Origin of the sequence: Catellatospora coxensis (assembly GCF_016862635.1) — a bacterium.
In the GTDB taxonomy this organism is placed as follows: domain Bacteria; phylum Actinomycetota; class Actinomycetes; order Mycobacteriales; family Micromonosporaceae; genus Catellatospora; species Catellatospora coxensis.
In genome coordinates this window covers 117,397-132,515 of the sequence record NZ_BONI01000018.1, presented here as the reverse complement: position 1 = coordinate 132,515, position 15,119 = coordinate 117,397, and the positions used below count along the sequence as shown (strand labels likewise).

The window sequence follows — 15,119 nt, the reverse complement described above, 5'->3', positions numbered from 1 at the left end:
CCCGCCACGGGGGTGGGCGGGCACGTCGTCACCAGGGCCGGCGGGCCGCGCCGTCGAGTTCGGCCAGCGCGGACCGGTCCTCGGTGGCCAGGATGGTCAGCACCCGCACCGCCTCGTCGTAGGTCGCGTACTTGCCGGTGGAGGTGGCGTCCTCCGGATGCGGGGTCTCCAGCCAGAGCCCGTCCTTCTCCCAGCGCAGCTGGACCACGGCTTCCGCGGCGCTCACCGCGCACAGCCAGGAGTTCGTCCGCGTCGGCAGGCGGCGCAGCACGTCCAGCGCCTCGGGCAGCGCCATGGGCACGCTGGGGAACGCGCTCGGGCCGTCCGGCTGGCTCTCGTACGTCACTTCGAGCATTCCCGGCTCGTCCGGCGCCTGCGGGTCGTCGCCGCCGTTCAGCAGCCGTAGCCCGTCGAAGCGGCCCACGCTGCGGCCGTCGTCGCTGAACAGGCGGGAGCGCTCGCGGCGCAGCTCCACGGGGGCGCCGTCGCCCTCGACCCGCACTGCCACGCCCTGGGGCAGCCAGGGCAGTTCCAGCATGGACAGCGCCGTGGCGGTCATCCGCGGCGCGAGCCGCCGGCCCTTGGCGGCGTGCACGGCGAGTTCCGGCTCGGCCGGGTCGTACGGGGCGTATGCGGCCATCCGGCCGTGCCGGCGGCGTGCCCAGTCCACGCGTACGTGGATGCGCTGGCCGGGCGACCCGCTCCAGTCGACCTGGAGGCCTTCGGCGCGCAGCGCGGCGACGATCTCCTCGCCGATCTCCGCGGTGGCGGGCTGCCCGAGGAGCCCGTACGCCAGGTACAGCCCGCCGCCCTCGGCGCAGCGCTCGGCGTCCTGCTGGTGGTAGAAGACGTAACCGCGGGCGGGCATGGTGTCGTGCGCCTGGTCGCCGATGTCGGTCACGCCGCAGTTCTGGCAGCAGGTGAAGTCCTCGCGCGCCACGATCCCGGCCGCGTCGAGCGCCCGGAACGCGTCGGTGAGCCGATCGCTGTCGGTGCGCGCGGGCCAGCCCCGCTGCGCGTCGAGGTGCGCGGCGAACGCCGGCCCGACCAGCTGCCAGGCCAGCGCCCGCAGGTCGTCGGGTTCGCCCTGGCCGTCCAGGTACTCCACGGTGTCGTCGACGATCGCCGCACACGGGAAGCCGCCCCGCGCCACCGCTCTGCGTACGTGGTCGGCGGCCGTCCGCGCCAGTTCTTCGTTCTGCACGGACGGCACCGTAGCAGCGCGCCCCGTGGCGCAGGCGCCCGCACGGAAGGGTCTTGTCTACACCGTAGACCTAGGTCTACGGTGTAGACATGAGCGCGACTGCGGCACGGCTGGTGGAGATCGCACGCGAGATCCTGCTCGCGGAAGGCGCTGCCGCCGTGAGCATGCGGCGGGTGGCGACGGCGGCCGGAGTCACCCCGATGGCCATCTACCGGCACTTCGCCAACCGCGAGGCGCTGCTGGCGACCATCGCCGATGCGAGCTTCGCCGAGATCGCCGAACGCTGGGCCGCCCGGCCCGCGGCCGCCGACTTCGGCACCCGCGTGACCGAGCTGCTGGACGACCACCTCGACTTCGCCCTCGGCCAGCCGCACCTGTACGACTTCGTGTTCACCGATCCGCGCGAGGGCGCGCGGCGCTGGCCCGACGACTTCCGCGCGGGCGGCTCGCCCTCGATGAACCTCGTCGCCGACGCGCTGACCGGCGGCATCCGCCAGGGCGTGCTGCGCGACCAGGACGTGTGGCCGCTGGCGCTGACCGTCGCCGCGCTCATCCACGGCCTGGTCCAGCTGTTCCGCGGCGGCCGGATCGACCTGCCGGAACCGGACTTCCGCGCGCTGGTTCACCAACTCGTCGGGAAGGTGCTCGATGGCAACCGAGCTTGAGATCGCGCCCGAGCGCACGGCGGCTTCGGAGCAGGCGGCCCGTGGCGGCGGAGGCCGGCTGGTGGCACTCGCCGTCGTCGTATCGGCGGCGCTGGTGTGGTTCGGCACCGGACTCGCACCTGTGCCGTGGCTGACCTGGCTGGCCCCGCTGCCGGTGTTCGCCGTGGCGGGCCGGGTGTCCGGGCGGGCCGCGGCCACGGCCGCGTTCCTCGCCTGGGCGGCCGGAAGCCTGAACATGTGGAGCTATTACACGGTGACCCTGGAGGTTCCGGTCCCCGTGGTGGCCGGGTTCCTGGCACTGCAGGCGCTCGCCTTCACCGGAGCCGTCGCCCTGTACCGCCTGCTGCTGCTCCGGGGCAGTCCCGGGTGGGCCGCGCTCGCCGCACCGGCCGCGTGGGCCGGCGCCGAATACCTGATGTCGCTGTTCTCGCCCGGCGGCTCGTTCTCCGCCATCGGCTACACCCAGGCCGAGGTGCTGCCCGTGATCCAGGTGGTCTCGGTGACCGGGATCTGGGGCGTCGGCTTCCTGCTGACGGCGCTGCCCGCGCTCGCGGCCACGGTGCTGACGACTCGCACGGCATGGCTCCGCTTGCTGCCGGTGGCGGCCGTCCTGACAGTCGGCGTCGCTGGATACGGCGTCCTGCGCCTGGCGAACGCACCGGATGGTCCGGGCACGACGGTCGCGCTCGCCGACGTGCGGCAGTCCGAGGACTCGCTGCCGATCGCGTCCGCCGAGGCCCAGCAGGTGCTGGCGGCCTATCTGGACGAGGCGGCCGAGGCCGGCGCCGCCGGGGCCACCGTGCTGGTGCTGCCGGAGAAGGTGTTCAAGGTGACCGAGCCGGAGCTGGCCGACCTCGGCCGCAGGATCGGTGACGTGGCCGCGGCCGACCGGATCACGATCGTCGTCGGCCTCACCCTCAGGGACCGGTCCGGCGTGCACAACATCGCGATGGCGTACGGCGGCGCCGGCGCGGTGCGGTACGACAAACAGCACCTGGTCACCGGGTGGGAGGACCACATCACCGCCGGAGACCGGCTCGCCTGGCTGCCCGGCACGCGCACAGGTCTGGCGATCTGCAAGGACCTCGACCACCCCGATCCGGCGCGGGCCTACGCCAGGCAGGAAACGACCGCGCTGCTGGTCCCCGCACTCGACTTCGACCGGGACGGCCGGCTGCACAGCCGGATCGCGCTGGCGCGCGGCGTGGAGAACGGCATGTCCGTGGTACGGGCTGCCGGGCGCGGCAGGCTGGTCGCCGCGGACTCCCGCGGCCGGCTCGTCGCCGACGCGGTCACCGGCACGGCAACGACCTCCACGACGGTGTCGGTGCCGGCCGGGTCGGGAGCCACGCCGTACGCCCGGTTCGGCGACTGGTTCGCTTGGCTGTGCCTGCTGCTGGTCGGGGGGAGTGTGCTCCGGCCACGGCGGACGCGCCGCTGACGGCCGCCGGCCGGGCTGGCGCGGTGCGCCTAGGCTGGCGGACGTGGCTGCGGGAGCGCCCCCACCGGGGCAGGCGGGACGGGAGGTCGTCCTCGCGCTGCCGTTCACCGGGCTGTGGCTGGCCCGGAACAGCCCCGCACGCCGGGTGCCCAGCCACGGCACCGACCTGATGGGCGAGCGGTACGCCATCGACTTCGTCGGGGTCGACGAGCGTGGCCGCAGCGCCGGCGACCGCGACTGGCGTACCGTGCTCGCCACCGAACCGCCCGAGCGCTACTTCGGCTTCGGCCGCGCGATCCTGGCACCCGCCGACGGTGTGGTCGTCGCAGCCCACGACGGGGAACCCGATCACGCGGGGCGGCGTTCGCAACTGGCCCTGGTGCCGTACATGCTGGGCCAGGCCGGGCGGCTGCGGCAGGGCATGCGGGCGATCGCCGGCAACCACGTGGTCATCGAGCTGCGCGAGAGCGGGACGTACGCGGCGCTGGTGCACCTGCGGGCCGGGTCCCTGCGCGTGGCCGCGGGCACGCCGGTGACGGCGGGGCAGCAGCTCGCCGAATGCGGCAACTCCGGCAACTCCACCCAGCCGCACGTGCACCTGCAGGTCATGGACAGCGCCGACCTGTCCGTCGCCCGCGGCGTGCCGATGACCTTCCGGCACTTCCGGGAACGGCCGCGCGGCGCGGCGGCGTTCTCGATCAGACAGACCGGGATGCCGGGCGAAGGCGCGGTCATCGCGCCGCTGCCCACCGCCTGAACGGTCGCGACGGCGCTGCCGGGATCACCTGATCCCGGCAGCGCCATCGTGTCCTCAACTCGGCCGACCGGTCCGCAGCGCCTCCAGTTCGGCCCGGGTGGCACGCAGCATGCTGCGACGAACACGCCGACGCGCCGAGCAGAGCCGACACCACGGCCACGACGAGGACGGGCGTTGGCGCGGTCCCGGTACTGTGCGGCTCGCGCCGGGATCGCGGCGCGACCGGCGGAAGGGCAGCTCATGGCAGGTTCCTGGATCAGGCTCGGCACGGTGCTGCTGGCCGCCGGGCTGGTCGCAGGCTGCGGTGCCGACCGCGACGTCCGTGCGGTGGAGGAGACGCTGGTCGAGGCGTACCTCGACCCGCTGGCGGCGGCCGGGATCACGGCCGCGGTGACCGACACCTGCAAGTACGCGGGCGGGACGGAGGAGCCCTGGCACCTCAGCGTCGAGCTGCGGCTCGCGGCGCCCGAGGCGCAGGTCGCCGAGGTCCTGGAGAGCGAAGGCATGGTCGTACGCCGTGACCGCGAGCCGATGATCGTGCAGCAGGTCCCGGGTGGTCCCCGGGACGGCTGGAACGGCGTCCTGGCCGCCACGGCAGACGGGTCGACGCTGAGCCTGGTGTTCAACAACGCGACCCACGCCGATCGGCACGGCACCGTCGGCTGGTCGGAGGTGTGCCCGACCCCGCAGAGCTGAGGCCCGGACATCCGGTCCGAACCTGCCCCGGCCTCGCCCTGGCGGGCCGATACGGTGGGCGGGTGACCGAGCAGGATCTCAAGCCGCTGTTCGCCGCGGCCGCCGCCAACCTCGTCTTCAACGCGCCGCTGGGCGAGGAGCGGGCGGCGGATCTCGTCCGGCGGCTGGCTCCGGCCGGTGCCGACCGGCGCGCGCTGGATCTGGGCTGCGGCAGCGGCGAGCTGCTCCGGCGGCTGTGCCGGGCGCACGGCATCGCGGGCGACGGGGTGGAGTACGACCCCGCGATCGCCGACCGCGCCCGCGCGGCGACCACGGACCTCGATCAGGTCACCTTCCACACCGCCGACGCGACGACCTGGACGCGGCCCGCGGACGTCGTCGTCAACGTCGGCGGCAGCCACATCTGGGACGGGACGGCGCCGGCGCTCGCCGCGCTGCACCGGCTCACGAGGGCCGGCGGGCGGCTGCTGTTCGGCGAGGGCTTCTACCGCACCGTGCCCACCGACGAGGTCCGCGAGGCGTTCGGGGACCTGCCTGACCTGGCCGGGCTCGCGCGGCTGGCCGTGGACGCCGGATTCCGGCCGCTGCACGTCGCCGAGTCGACGCTCGCCGAGTGGGACGACTTCGAGTCCGACTGGCGCGCCGGGATCGAGCACGTGGGCACGCCGCAGGCCCGCGCCTTCGCCGACCGGCGGCGCGAGGAGTATCTCGGCGGCTACCGCGGCGTGCTCGGCTTCGCGTGGCTGATCCTCATGCCCGCCTGAGGCCGGGTGACGGCCTGGTCGTGGCGCGTTCGCTCAGGTAGGCGTCCAGCGCGGCGGCGCCGGACAGCATCGCGCGGGCACGCCAGGCGAGCCGGTCGCGCCAGTCCGCCAGCATCGCCTCCAGCGGCGCGACGCCGCCGGCCGCCCGCACCTGGTCCAGCAGGGGCGCGATGTGTTCGAGCAGGTAGCCGCCGCGCCGGAGCTGGTGCGCCAGCCGGGCGTCGCGTACGTCGGCGGGCGTGTAGACGCGGTAGCCGGTCGCCCGGTCGCGCGCCGGGCGGACCACCCCCGCGCGCTCCCATTTGCGCAGCGTCGCGGGTTTGATCCCGAGCTGCCGGGCGAGCGGCCCGACGAAGGTGCCCGCCGCCCGGGACACCACGGGTTCGGCGCCGGTCAGGTCCCGTAGCGCCTGCTCGACGGCGATCAGGGTGCGCCGGTCGTCGCGCAGTTGCAGGTGGCTGTCGTCAATGACGGCCAGCGCGTCCTCGACGGCGTCCTCGTTGACCGCCCGCATGATCGCTGTGGCGGTCTGGTGGCCGTGCGCCGGGGCCAGGGCCGCGAACGCGCGCAGCGCGGACACGTGCAGTCCGGTGTAGACGCGGTAGCCGGACGGGGTGCGTTCGGCGGGCGGGAGGATGCCCGCCTCCTCGTAGTTGCGGATCGCCTGGGTGGACAGCCCCTGCTCCCGGGCCAGGTCGACGGGCCGCAGCCGCGATTCGTTCATGGGGTGACCCGTTGTTTGAGGGTTTCGGGCCTGGTCATGCGTCATATGGCGAGGAAGTTTACACCGTCGGTTCAACGATACGGTTGAAGGTGTCGAACTCGTCGAGAGGATCACACCTGATGACCGTCCATTCCGCCCTGCCCGACGCCGGTTGGGCGTTCACCGACGACGCCGGGCCTGCCGTGACCCGGCTGCTCGACACGCTGCCGGTGCGGCCGCGGCTGCTCGGCCTCGGCGAGCCGATCCACGGCGAGGAACTGTTCCTGCGGGTACGCAACCGGCTGCTGCGCCACCTCGTGGAGCACGAGGGCTACCGCTCGATCGCGCTGGAGAGCGACTGCCTGGCCGGGCTCGTCGTGGACGAGTACGTCGCGGGCGGCCCCGGTTCGCTCGACGACGTTATGGCACGCGGGATAAGCCACGGCTGGGGCGCGTTCGCGGGCAACCGGGAACTGGTCGCCTGGATGCGCGAGTACAACCAGGGCCGCCCGGACGGCGACCGGCTGCGCTTCTACGGCTTCGACGCCCCGACCGAGATGATGTACGCGCAGAGCCCGCGCCACTCCCTCACCGAGGTCCGCGACCACCTGACGGCCTGGGGCGATGCGGGGCAGCTCCCGGACGACGCCGCTCTGATCGACGACCTGGCCGGTGCCGACGACCGGTGGACCGACGAGGCGGCGGCGATGGACCCGTCCCGCTCGGTCGGCTCGTCGCCGGAGGCGGTGCGGCTGCGCCTGCTCGCCGACGACCTGCGGGCCCTGCTCATGGCGCAGGCCCCGCGGCTGCTCGCCACCGCCCCCGAGGCCGACAGGTGGCGCGCCCGGCTGCACGCGCGCGCGGCCTCGGGGCTGCTGCGATACCACGCGGTCATGGCGGCCGCCTCCCCGTCGCGCTACGCCCGGCTCATGGTCACTCGGGACACGATGATGGCCGAGAACCTGCTCGGGATCGCCGCGCGGGAGGCCGACCGGGGCCCCACGCTGGTGTTCGCGCACAACGCGCACCTGCAGCGCGAGGAGGGCCACTGGCGGTCGGACTACCTCGACCAGGCACTGATCTGGTGGACCGCGGGCGCGATCGCCGCCGCCGAACTCGGCGACCGCTACGCCTTCGTGGCCACGGCCGTGGGCGCGATCCACCACCGCGGCCTCGGCGCACCGGCGGCCGACACGCTCGAGGGCGTCCTGTCGACACTCCCGGACGACCCCTACCTGCTGGCCGGCCGCCGCCTGGCCACCGCCCTGCGCACCGCCGACCTGGCCCCCGTACGCCGGTCCGACAACACCGACGACCACGGCTTCTTCCCCCGCGACCCGGCCCACATAGCCGACAGCGACGGCATCCTCTTCCTCCGCGACGTCCCCACCGACAAACCTTGACGAAAGGAAGGGCACCTTCACATCGCCATGCGTTGTAGAAGGTGCCCTTCCCATCCGGTGGTCAGGGTCAGCGCCAGTCGACCGGTGTCGTCTCGGGCCGGCGTGGTGCGCGGCGCAGCGCGAGACCGAGCGCCAGGGCGGCGAACGCGCCGGTCACCGCGAGCCCGGCCCACCAGGGCAGCGGGAAGTAACCGGCGTACGGCGCGTAGTGCATGGTGACCTGGGGATATTCCGTCAGCGTCTGCAGCACCGCGAACCCGGCGGCCGGCGTGAGCCGCAGCAGCCAGTCCGCGACGGCGTCGGGCAGCAGCGGCACCACCACCAGCAGGTACGGCAGCACGAGCCCGGCCAGCAGCACGGTCACCGCGAGCCAGGCCCGCCGCAGCAGCGCGCCGAGCGCCAGCGCGAGCACGGCGACGAGCGCGAGCAGCACGGCGGTCCCGACGACGACCCGCAGCTCGGTCAGCGGGCCGGCCGAGACGACCGTGAGGCCGCCGTCGCGCAGCAGCATCGTGCCGAGCGGCACGGCCACCGCCACGGCGGCGAGCCCGCTCACGAACACGGCCCCGCCGAGCACCAGCGCCCGAGCCGCCAGCCGCCGCCCACCCGGCGTGGCCCCGGTGACGGCGCGGGCCGCGTACCGGGCCGCCGTCACGATCAGGATCAGCACCGCCACGAACAGGCCGACCAGGGTGTCCTTGGACGTACGGCCGCCCTCGGTGCCGACCGGGCCGATGTCGCCGGACCCGGTCACGGTGAGCGTGCCGCCCTCCTCGACCAGGCCGGGCGCGCGATGGAACTTCTCCCAGTCCGTGTGGCCGAGCTCGCCGACGGTGTCGGCGCTCCACGGGCCGGCCGCCACCCCGCCGGTCGTGGTGACGCTGTCGAACGAGCCGACGGCCTGGGTGAACCGCACCTGCCCGACGCTGCCGCCGAGGCCGACCGGCGCGAGGGTCAGGTCGCCCGGCGAGGCGGCGAACAGGCCGATCTGCGCGGTGGCGGGCAGCCCCGCGAGCCGGGCGGTGCCGACCGGCGTCCACGACGTGCCGTCGGCCGACTCCTCGCCGGTGATCGTGTCGCCGGTGCGGGTCAACCGCAGCCAGCGCGGCGACTGCGGGGAGACCCCGCCGGGCAGGCCGGCCGTGTCGTGGGTGTAGTCGTGCTGGAAACGTACGCCGTGGGAGCCGGTCATCAGCAGCGCGGCGTAGGAGGAGCCCTGCCCGAGGCCGTCCTTGATGATGATCCCGGTCTTCGCCCACGGCACCACCCCGGCGACGATCTCGTCGTGGTCCGGCGGGGGATAGGTGATGGTCCCGGTCAGCGCGGTCAGCCGGACCGTGAGGCTGCCGTCGCCGGTCAGCGGCCGGTGCGCGAAGAAGAACAGGTCGGAGACGGGCCGGCCGTCGGGACCCAGCGGGTCGGTCGGGCAGGGCACCTCGACCGGGCCCTTGCTGCACGAGCCGCGGCTGCCGAGTGCGGGCAGCACGGCCAGGGCGATGACGGCCAGCGCCGCCACGAGCAGGGCGGCCATCCGGCCGCGGGACCGGAACGCGGGCCATTCGGCCCGGACCAGCGCCGCCAGGCCGGGAGTGGTGGTTTCGTCGGGGGTACTCATGGCCGATGTTCTACGGAGCACGCGGTAACACGGGCCGAAGCGGCGCTGTCATGCCGCTGTTATGCCGGGCGGGGCATGCTGGTGGCCGGCACGATGGCGGGGAGGCGTGGATGAGCGGGCGGCGCCGGCCGGGCAGGACGGTGGGGTTGCGGTTCACCCTGCTCTACGCGTCGGTGTTCCTGGCCTCCGGGTTCGGGCTGCTGGTCCTCACCAACCTGCTGGCGGCGGGCAAGAACACCCAGGTCGCCCCCGGGCAGTTCCCGTCCCCGCAGCAGCCCGACCTGGCTGCGGCCCAGCAGCAGATCCGTGACCTGCAGACCCGGCTGGAGGACGCCGAGGCGTTCCAGTCCCGGCGGCTCCTGGTCGGCTCGCTGATAGCCCTGGTGGTGATGGGACTGGTATCGCTGCTGCTGGGCAGGCTGATCTCGGGCCGGGTGCTGCGCCCGCTACGCACGATCACCGCGGCCACCCGCCGGATCTCCGCGGAGAACCTGCACGAGCGGCTCGCGGTGACCGGGCCCGCCGACGAGGTCAAGGACCTCGCGGACACCGTGGACGGGCTGCTGGCCAGGCTGGAGGCGTCGTTCGCCGCGCAGCGCCGCTTCGTCGCGAACGCCTCGCACGAGCTGCGCACTCCGCTGGCCACCATGCGCGCGTCGCTGGATGTCGCCGAGGCCAAGCCGGGGCCGCTGCCCGCGCAGACCACCGCGCTCGCCGGGCGTGTGCGCACCGAACTCGACCGGGTGGACCGGCTGCTCGACGGCCTGCTCATGCTGGCCCGCGCGCAGCACGGGGCGCTCGCCGACCAGGCCCCGGTGGCGCTCGGTGACCTGGCCGGCCGGGCGCTGGCCGCCCGCGCCGCCGACGTCGAGGCCCGGCGACTGACCGCCGTCACCGCCGGCATCACGCCGCAGGCCTGGACCGAGGGCAACGGCACGCTGCTGGCCCGGATGGCGCAGAACCTCGTCGACAACGCGGTGCTGCACAACGAGGACGGCGGCTGGCTGCGGGTTGCGGTCACCGCCGACGACGGGACGGTCGGCCTGGTCGTGGAATCCGGCGGGCCGGTGCTGGAGCAGGCGCAGGTCGACCGGCTCGCCTCGCCGTTCCAGCGCCTCGGCGCGGACCGCGTCGGCTCCGACGACGGCTCCGGCCTCGGGCTCTCCATCGTCGCGGCCGTCGCCGAGGCGCATGGCGGGCGGCTGGACCTGCGGGCCCGCCCGGGCGGCGGGCTGCGCGCCGCAGTGTCGCTGCCGCGGGCACGGAGGGTAGCGGCGTGACGGCGCGGCAGTGGTCCGGCCGGCCGGCGACGGGGGAGCGGGAGGCGGCGCAGTGAGGGTGCTGGTCGTCGAGGACGCCCGCGCGCTCGCCGAGGTGGTGGCCGAAGGGCTGCGGGATCAGGGCATGGCCGTGGACGTGGCGTACGACGGGCTGGCCGCCGCGGCGAAGCTGGACGTCAACGCGTACGAGGTGGTCGTCCTCGATCGTGACCTGCCCGGCATCCACGGAGACACGCTGTGCCAGATGATCACCGAGCGGGACGAGCGGCCCATGGTGCTGATGCTGACCGCGGCCGTCGCGCCCGGCGACCGGGTCAGCGGCCTCACCCTGGGCGCGGACGACTACCTGGGCAAGCCGTTCCACTTCCCGGAGCTGGTGCTGCGGGTACGCGCGCTGGCCCGCAGACGCCCCACGGCACGGGCCCGGACCCTGCGCGCCGCCGGTGTCGAACTCGACCCGGTACGCCGCACCGCCACCCGCGACGGCCGGCCGCTCGACCTGTCGGTGAAGGAGTTCGCCCTGCTGGAAGCGCTGCTGTCGGCGAGCCCGGCGTTCCGGAGCACGGAGGACCTGCTGGAACAGGTCTGGGACGAGCACGCCGACCCGTTCACCAACACCGTCACCGTCACCGTCGGGCGGCTGCGCCGCAAACTGGGCAGCCCACCGATCATCACCACCACCCCGGGTGTCGGCTACCGCATCGCCGACTCCCCGGATTGAAGCCGCGACGCCGGAGATCAGCGCCGCAACGCCGAGAAGGCGTCACAACCGGAGTTCGCGGCCCGGCCAGCGGGAGCGCAGCCAGCGGTCGTGGCTGGCGACCACGATCGCGCCCGGACCGGTGCCCAGCGCCTCCTCCAGCTCGTCGGCCAGGCGCGGCGACAGGTGGTTGGTCGGCTCGTCGAGCAGCAGCAGCTCCGGCGGGTTCGCCACCAGCAGCGCGAGGGCGAGCCGGCGGCGCTGGCCGACCGACAGGTCGCCGACCCGGGTGCCCTGGTCGCGCGGGGCGAGCAGGCCGAGGTCGCCCAGCGGCACGGCCTCGGCGCGGGCGGTGCCCAGTGTCAGCTCGTACGTCTCCCGGGCGGTGCGGTCGGGCCGTTCGAACACGCTGTCCTGGGTCAGCAGCCCCACGGTCAGCCCGCGCCGCCGCCGCACCTCGCCCGCCGCGGACAGCCGCCCGGCGAGCACCGCGAGCAGCGTCGACTTGCCCGCGCCGTTGGCCCCGGTGACCAGCAGCCGGTCCGTGGACGACAGGTCGAGGCGGTCCAGGGCGAGCCGGCCCGGCACGTGCACGTCGCGCAGCGACAGCAGGGTGCCGTCGGCCGAGGTGCCGGCGAGCCGGGCCGCCCGGAAGCGCAGCGGCTCCGGCGGGCGGCGCACCTGCTCGCGTTCCAGCTCGTCGAGGCGGCGGGAGGCGTTGCGCACCCGGCGCGAGATCTGGTTCTGCACCCGGCCGGTGGTGTGGCCGTAGCCCATCTTCTCGCTGTCGCGCTTGGCCCGTCCGGGCGCGACCTGGTGCGCGGTCACCGACACGGCCTGGCGCAGCTCGTCGAGCTCCTCCTGTTCCTGCTCGAAGCGGCGCTGCCAGCGGGCCCGCTCCGCCTGCTTCTCGGCCTGGTACGCGGTGTAGCCGCCGCCGTACCGGGTCGGGCCGTCGACCGCCGGGTCGAGGTCGATCAGGTCGGTGCACACGGCGTCGAGGAACGCCCGGTCGTGGCTGGCCACCACGACCACCCCGGGCAGCCCGCGCAGCTGCTCCTCCAGGAACGCCGCCGCGGCGTCGTCGAGGTGGTTGGTCGGCTCGTCGAGCAGCAGCGCCGAGGGCCGCCGGGCCAGCAGCGCGGCCAGCGCGAGCCGCCCGCGCTGGCCGCCGGACAGCGACCCGAGTGGACGCTCGTGCGGGATGCCGCCCAGGCCGAGCCCGGCCAGCACGATCTCCGCGCGCCGGTCGGCGTCCCAGGCCTCGTGCTCCTGGGCCCGGTCCAGCCGCTCGCCGTACGCGGCGAGCAGGGCGGGGTAGCCGTCCGACTCCGGGGCGACGGCGGCCAGCTCGGCGGTGAGCCGGTCGAGTTCGGCGAGGTCCGCCCGGGCCTCGCGCAGGGCGTCGTCGATGACGTCGGCGATCGTCGCCGCGGCGTCGTACGGCATCTCCTGGTGCAGGAAGCCGAGGTCGTCGGGGCGGGTGACGGCGCCGGAGTCGGGCTCGTCGGTCCCGGCGAGCAGCCGCAGCAGGGTGGACTTGCCGACGCCGTTCTCGCCGATCAGCCCGATCCGGTGACCGGGGGAAGCGGTGAGGGAGACGCCGTCGAGCACCCGGCGCGTGCCGAGGGTACGGACGAGATCATGGGCAAGCAGGGCGGAATAGGACATGGAGCACCACCGACAAGATCGACTCTTCCGCCCGCCGGGCAGTGCCTCGGTCGCGGGCGCGGGAAGGTGTCAGTGGCTCACATCGCCGTCGACCATACGTCGGCCGCCGATGATCGGCAAACCGGTATCGCGGATCCACCGGACGGCCCGCGCCCGTTCCACCGGAAGGACAGCGATGCTGTCGCAGGTCGAACGCGGTCCGGGAAGCGGGCGAGCCATGCCGTCCGCTACTGCCCTAGACTGCGCTGCCATGGACGCTCAGCTCGCCGATCCCCTCCTGGGCTCACTCGTCGACGGACGCCTCCGCATCCGTGGATGCGTGGCGCGTGGCGGCATGACGACGGTGTACGCCGCGGTGGACGAGCGCCTCGGCCGCACCGTAGCGATCAAGATGATCCACCCGCCGCAGCCGCGCCGGGGTCAGGCCGCGGCCTTCCACGCGGACCGGTTCGCCGAGGAGGCGACGGGGCTGGCCCGGCTGACGCATCCGAACGTGGCCGCGTTCTACGGCCAGGGCGTGCACGGCGGTGTGCCGTACCTGGTGACCGAGTTCGTCCGCGGCCGCACGCTGCGCGACATCCTCGACGAGCGCCGCCGGCTCGCCCCGGCCGAGGCGCTCGCGGTGACCGAGCAGGTCCTGGCGGCGCTGGCCGCAGCGCACCGCACCAACCTGGTGCACCGCGCGGTCAAGCCGGAGAACATCATGGTGGCCGAGGCCCCCGGCGGCGGCCAGGACCTGAGCGAAGCCGTGATCAAGGTGACCGATCTCGGACTCGCCGACGCCGTCGAGGCGGGCGGGGCGGAGCCGTCGATCAGCGCCGCGTACGTCGCGCCCGAGTTCGTGTCCGACGGCCACGTCGACCCGCGCGGCGACGTGTACGGCGCCGGAATCCTGCTGTTCGAGCTGCTCACCGGGCGCGTGCCGTACCAGGGCGAGCGTCCGGTCGAGGTGGCCTGGCAGCACGTCGAGCGGGAGGTGCCGCCGCCCTCGCAGCTCGTGGGCGGGCTGCCGCCGGTGCTCGACGACCTCGTCGCCTCGGCCACCCGCCGCGCGCCGGGCGCCCGGTTCATGGACGCGGGCGCGATGCTGTCCGCGGTGCAGTCGGCCCGCCACAGCCTGGCCGACGCGACCACGCGGATGCGCCAGGTGGCGCAGGAGACCATGATGGTCGACCAGGTCCGGCCCGCCGACCGCCCGTCCTGGGCCCGGCTGCACGAGGAGCCCGCCGAGCCGCGTACGCGCACCGTGACGGCGTCGGCCCCGTCCTTCGCGGGCCTGGTGGAGCAGGCCAAGCAGCACTACACGCGGCTGATGGGCGACCCGCGGGGGCGGATGGCGCTGATGGCCGGCGCGGTCGTGCTGGCGTTGCTGGTGCTGACCGGCGGCTACTACCTGGCCTTCGGTCGCTACGACACGACGCCGCAGGTGACGAACCTGACCAAGGAGCAGGCCGAGTCCACACTGCGCGGCATGGGCCTGGAGGTCGCCTACGCCAAGCCGCTGTACCGCGAGGACGTGCCCAAGGACGTCGTGCTGGTGCAGGATCCGGCGGCCGGGTCGGACGTGGTGAGCGGCGGCACGGTGACCCTGACGCTGTCCGCCGGCCCCGAGCGTTACGTGGTGCCCGACGTGTCCGGCGTGCCGTGGGACCAGGCGATCGTCGATCTCCAGGCCGAACCGCTGAAGCTCAAGCCGGTGAAGGCCGGCGAGAAGTACAGCGACCTCGTCCCGAAGGGCTCGGTCCTGGAGACCGTGCCCAAGGCCGGTGAAGAGGTCGAGGTCGGCGCCGAGATCAAGGTGACCGTCAGCAAGGGCCGCGCCCCGGTGACCGTGCCGTCGGTCGAGGGCAAGCCGCTGGCCGAGGCCAGGTCGATTCTGGAGAACCTGGGCCTGCGGGTCGAGGTCGAGCAGGTCGACTCGGACAAGCCCTTCGAGACCGTGGTCAAGCAGACCCCGGCGCTGGGCACCGGGGTCGAGCGCAACAGCGTGGTCAAGCTGCAGGTGAGCAAGAACCCGCAGGGCGGCGCGATGCCGGACGTGGGCAACTGGAACTGCCAGGACGCGGAGAACTCCCTCACCGCGATGGGCCTGCGCGTCGAGGTGCGCGGGGTCCGCGGGGACAAGCGCGAGTACCGGGTGGAGCGGCAGTTCCCGGGTCCGGGCAGCCCGCTCCAGCCGGGCCAGCGGGTCGTGCTCAGGTGCGAGCGCTGAGGCTCACC

13 protein-coding genes are annotated in these 15,119 nt (G+C 74.3%); 9 read left to right on the top strand and 4 right to left on the bottom strand.

From position 1 onward, the window contains the following. Positions 1-28: 28 nt before the first annotated feature. Positions 29-1,204, bottom strand: coding sequence for a DUF6891 domain-containing protein (locus Cco03nite_RS13360; protein ID WP_203692362.1), 1,176 nt, complete (start codon positions 1,202-1,204; stop codon positions 29-31). Between the two features lie 89 nt (positions 1,205-1,293). On the opposite strand from Cco03nite_RS13360, the gene Cco03nite_RS13355 reads away from it, so the two are divergent. The 5 genes from Cco03nite_RS13355 (at position 1,294) to Cco03nite_RS13335 (ending at position 5,527) form a co-directional block, all read left to right on the top strand. Next, positions 1,294-1,869 carry a TetR/AcrR family transcriptional regulator gene (locus tag Cco03nite_RS13355; RefSeq protein WP_203692361.1) on the top strand — a complete coding sequence of 192 codons (576 nt, stop codon included), beginning with the start codon at positions 1,294-1,296 and terminating at the stop codon, positions 1,867-1,869. Beyond that, entirely contained in the window at positions 1,853-3,310 is a 1,458-nt protein-coding gene (locus Cco03nite_RS13350) for a nitrilase-related carbon-nitrogen hydrolase (RefSeq protein ID WP_203692360.1), read from the top strand. Before Cco03nite_RS13355 ends, Cco03nite_RS13350 begins: the two co-directional genes overlap by 17 nt. Before the next feature lie 43 nt (positions 3,311-3,353). Beyond that, positions 3,354-4,067 (top strand): M23 family metallopeptidase, encoded by a 714-nt coding sequence (locus Cco03nite_RS13345; RefSeq protein ID WP_239167348.1) that lies wholly within the window; start codon positions 3,354-3,356, stop codon positions 4,065-4,067. Between the two features lie 240 nt (positions 4,068-4,307). Further along, positions 4,308-4,763 carry a hypothetical protein gene (locus tag Cco03nite_RS13340; protein ID WP_203692359.1) on the top strand — a complete coding sequence of 152 codons (456 nt, stop codon included), beginning with the start codon at positions 4,308-4,310 and terminating at the stop codon, positions 4,761-4,763. Positions 4,764-4,825: 62 nt separating this feature from the next. After that, positions 4,826-5,527, top strand: coding sequence for a class I SAM-dependent methyltransferase (locus Cco03nite_RS13335; protein ID WP_203692358.1), 702 nt, complete (start codon positions 4,826-4,828; stop codon positions 5,525-5,527). On the opposite strand, the gene Cco03nite_RS13330 is transcribed toward Cco03nite_RS13335, so the two are convergent. Further along, a complete protein-coding gene (locus Cco03nite_RS13330; RefSeq protein WP_239167347.1) occupies positions 5,514-6,251 on the bottom strand; it encodes a TioE family transcriptional regulator in 738 nt (245 codons plus the stop codon). The genes Cco03nite_RS13335 and Cco03nite_RS13330 overlap by 14 nt on opposite strands. Positions 6,252-6,370: 119 nt before the next feature. Here Cco03nite_RS13330 and Cco03nite_RS13325 point away from each other — a divergent pair, with 119 nt between their 5' ends. Further along, positions 6,371-7,633 (top strand): erythromycin esterase family protein, encoded by a 1,263-nt coding sequence (locus Cco03nite_RS13325; RefSeq protein WP_203692356.1) that lies wholly within the window; start codon positions 6,371-6,373, stop codon positions 7,631-7,633. A gap of 67 nt (positions 7,634-7,700) precedes the next feature. Here Cco03nite_RS13325 and Cco03nite_RS13320 read toward each other — a convergent pair whose 3' ends face one another. After that, complete coding sequence (locus Cco03nite_RS13320) at positions 7,701-9,248, bottom strand: DUF1349 domain-containing protein (protein WP_203692355.1); 1,548 nt, start codon at positions 9,246-9,248, stop codon at positions 7,701-7,703. Between the two features lie 110 nt (positions 9,249-9,358). Between Cco03nite_RS13320 and Cco03nite_RS13315 the strand changes: the two genes are divergently transcribed. Together Cco03nite_RS13315 and Cco03nite_RS13310 are read left to right on the top strand one after the other, a co-directional pair. After that, the gene (locus Cco03nite_RS13315; RefSeq protein ID WP_239167346.1) at positions 9,359-10,528 is read left to right on the top strand and encodes a sensor histidine kinase; all 1,170 of its coding nucleotides are present in this window, start codon (positions 9,359-9,361) and stop codon (positions 10,526-10,528) included. A gap of 52 nt (positions 10,529-10,580) precedes the next feature. Further along, a complete protein-coding gene (locus Cco03nite_RS13310; RefSeq protein ID WP_203692353.1) occupies positions 10,581-11,249 on the top strand; it encodes a response regulator transcription factor in 669 nt (222 codons plus the stop codon). 42 nt (positions 11,250-11,291) lie between these two features. Here the strand turns inward: Cco03nite_RS13310 and Cco03nite_RS13305 are convergent, their stop codons facing one another. After that, complete coding sequence (locus Cco03nite_RS13305) at positions 11,292-12,899, bottom strand: ABC-F family ATP-binding cassette domain-containing protein (RefSeq protein ID WP_203692352.1); 1,608 nt, start codon at positions 12,897-12,899, stop codon at positions 11,292-11,294. Positions 12,900-13,149: 250 nt separating this feature from the next. On the opposite strand from Cco03nite_RS13305, the gene Cco03nite_RS13300 reads away from it, so the two are divergent. Then, positions 13,150-15,111: a PASTA domain-containing protein gene (locus Cco03nite_RS13300; protein ID WP_203692351.1), complete on the top strand. Its 1,962-nt coding sequence runs from the start codon at positions 13,150-13,152 to the stop codon at positions 15,109-15,111. The last annotated feature ends 8 nt before the right edge of the window (positions 15,112-15,119 follow it).

Excerpts from the sequence above, each read along its gene's own strand:
- Cco03nite_RS13355 (WP_203692361.1), top strand. The coding sequence starts at position 1,294 with ATGAGCGCGACTGCGGCACGGCTGGTGGAGATCGCACGCGAGATCCTG.
- Cco03nite_RS13350 (WP_203692360.1), top strand. The coding sequence starts at position 1,853 with ATGGCAACCGAGCTTGAGATCGCGCCCGAGCGCACGGCGGCTTCGGAG.
- Cco03nite_RS13300 (WP_203692351.1), top strand. The coding sequence starts at position 13,150 with ATGGACGCTCAGCTCGCCGATCCCCTCCTGGGCTCACTCGTCGACGGA.
- Cco03nite_RS13320 (WP_203692355.1), bottom strand. The coding sequence starts at position 9,248 with ATGAGTACCCCCGACGAAACCACCACTCCCGGCCTGGCGGCGCTGGTC.
- Cco03nite_RS13340 (WP_203692359.1), top strand. The coding sequence starts at position 4,308 with ATGGCAGGTTCCTGGATCAGGCTCGGCACGGTGCTGCTGGCCGCCGGG.
- Cco03nite_RS13330 (WP_239167347.1), bottom strand. The coding sequence starts at position 6,251 with ATGAACGAATCGCGGCTGCGGCCCGTCGACCTGGCCCGGGAGCAGGGG.
- Cco03nite_RS13315 (WP_239167346.1), top strand. The coding sequence starts at position 9,359 with ATGAGCGGGCGGCGCCGGCCGGGCAGGACGGTGGGGTTGCGGTTCACC.
- Cco03nite_RS13325 (WP_203692356.1), top strand. The coding sequence starts at position 6,371 with ATGACCGTCCATTCCGCCCTGCCCGACGCCGGTTGGGCGTTCACCGAC.
- Cco03nite_RS13305 (WP_203692352.1), bottom strand. The coding sequence starts at position 12,899 with ATGTCCTATTCCGCCCTGCTTGCCCATGATCTCGTCCGTACCCTCGGC.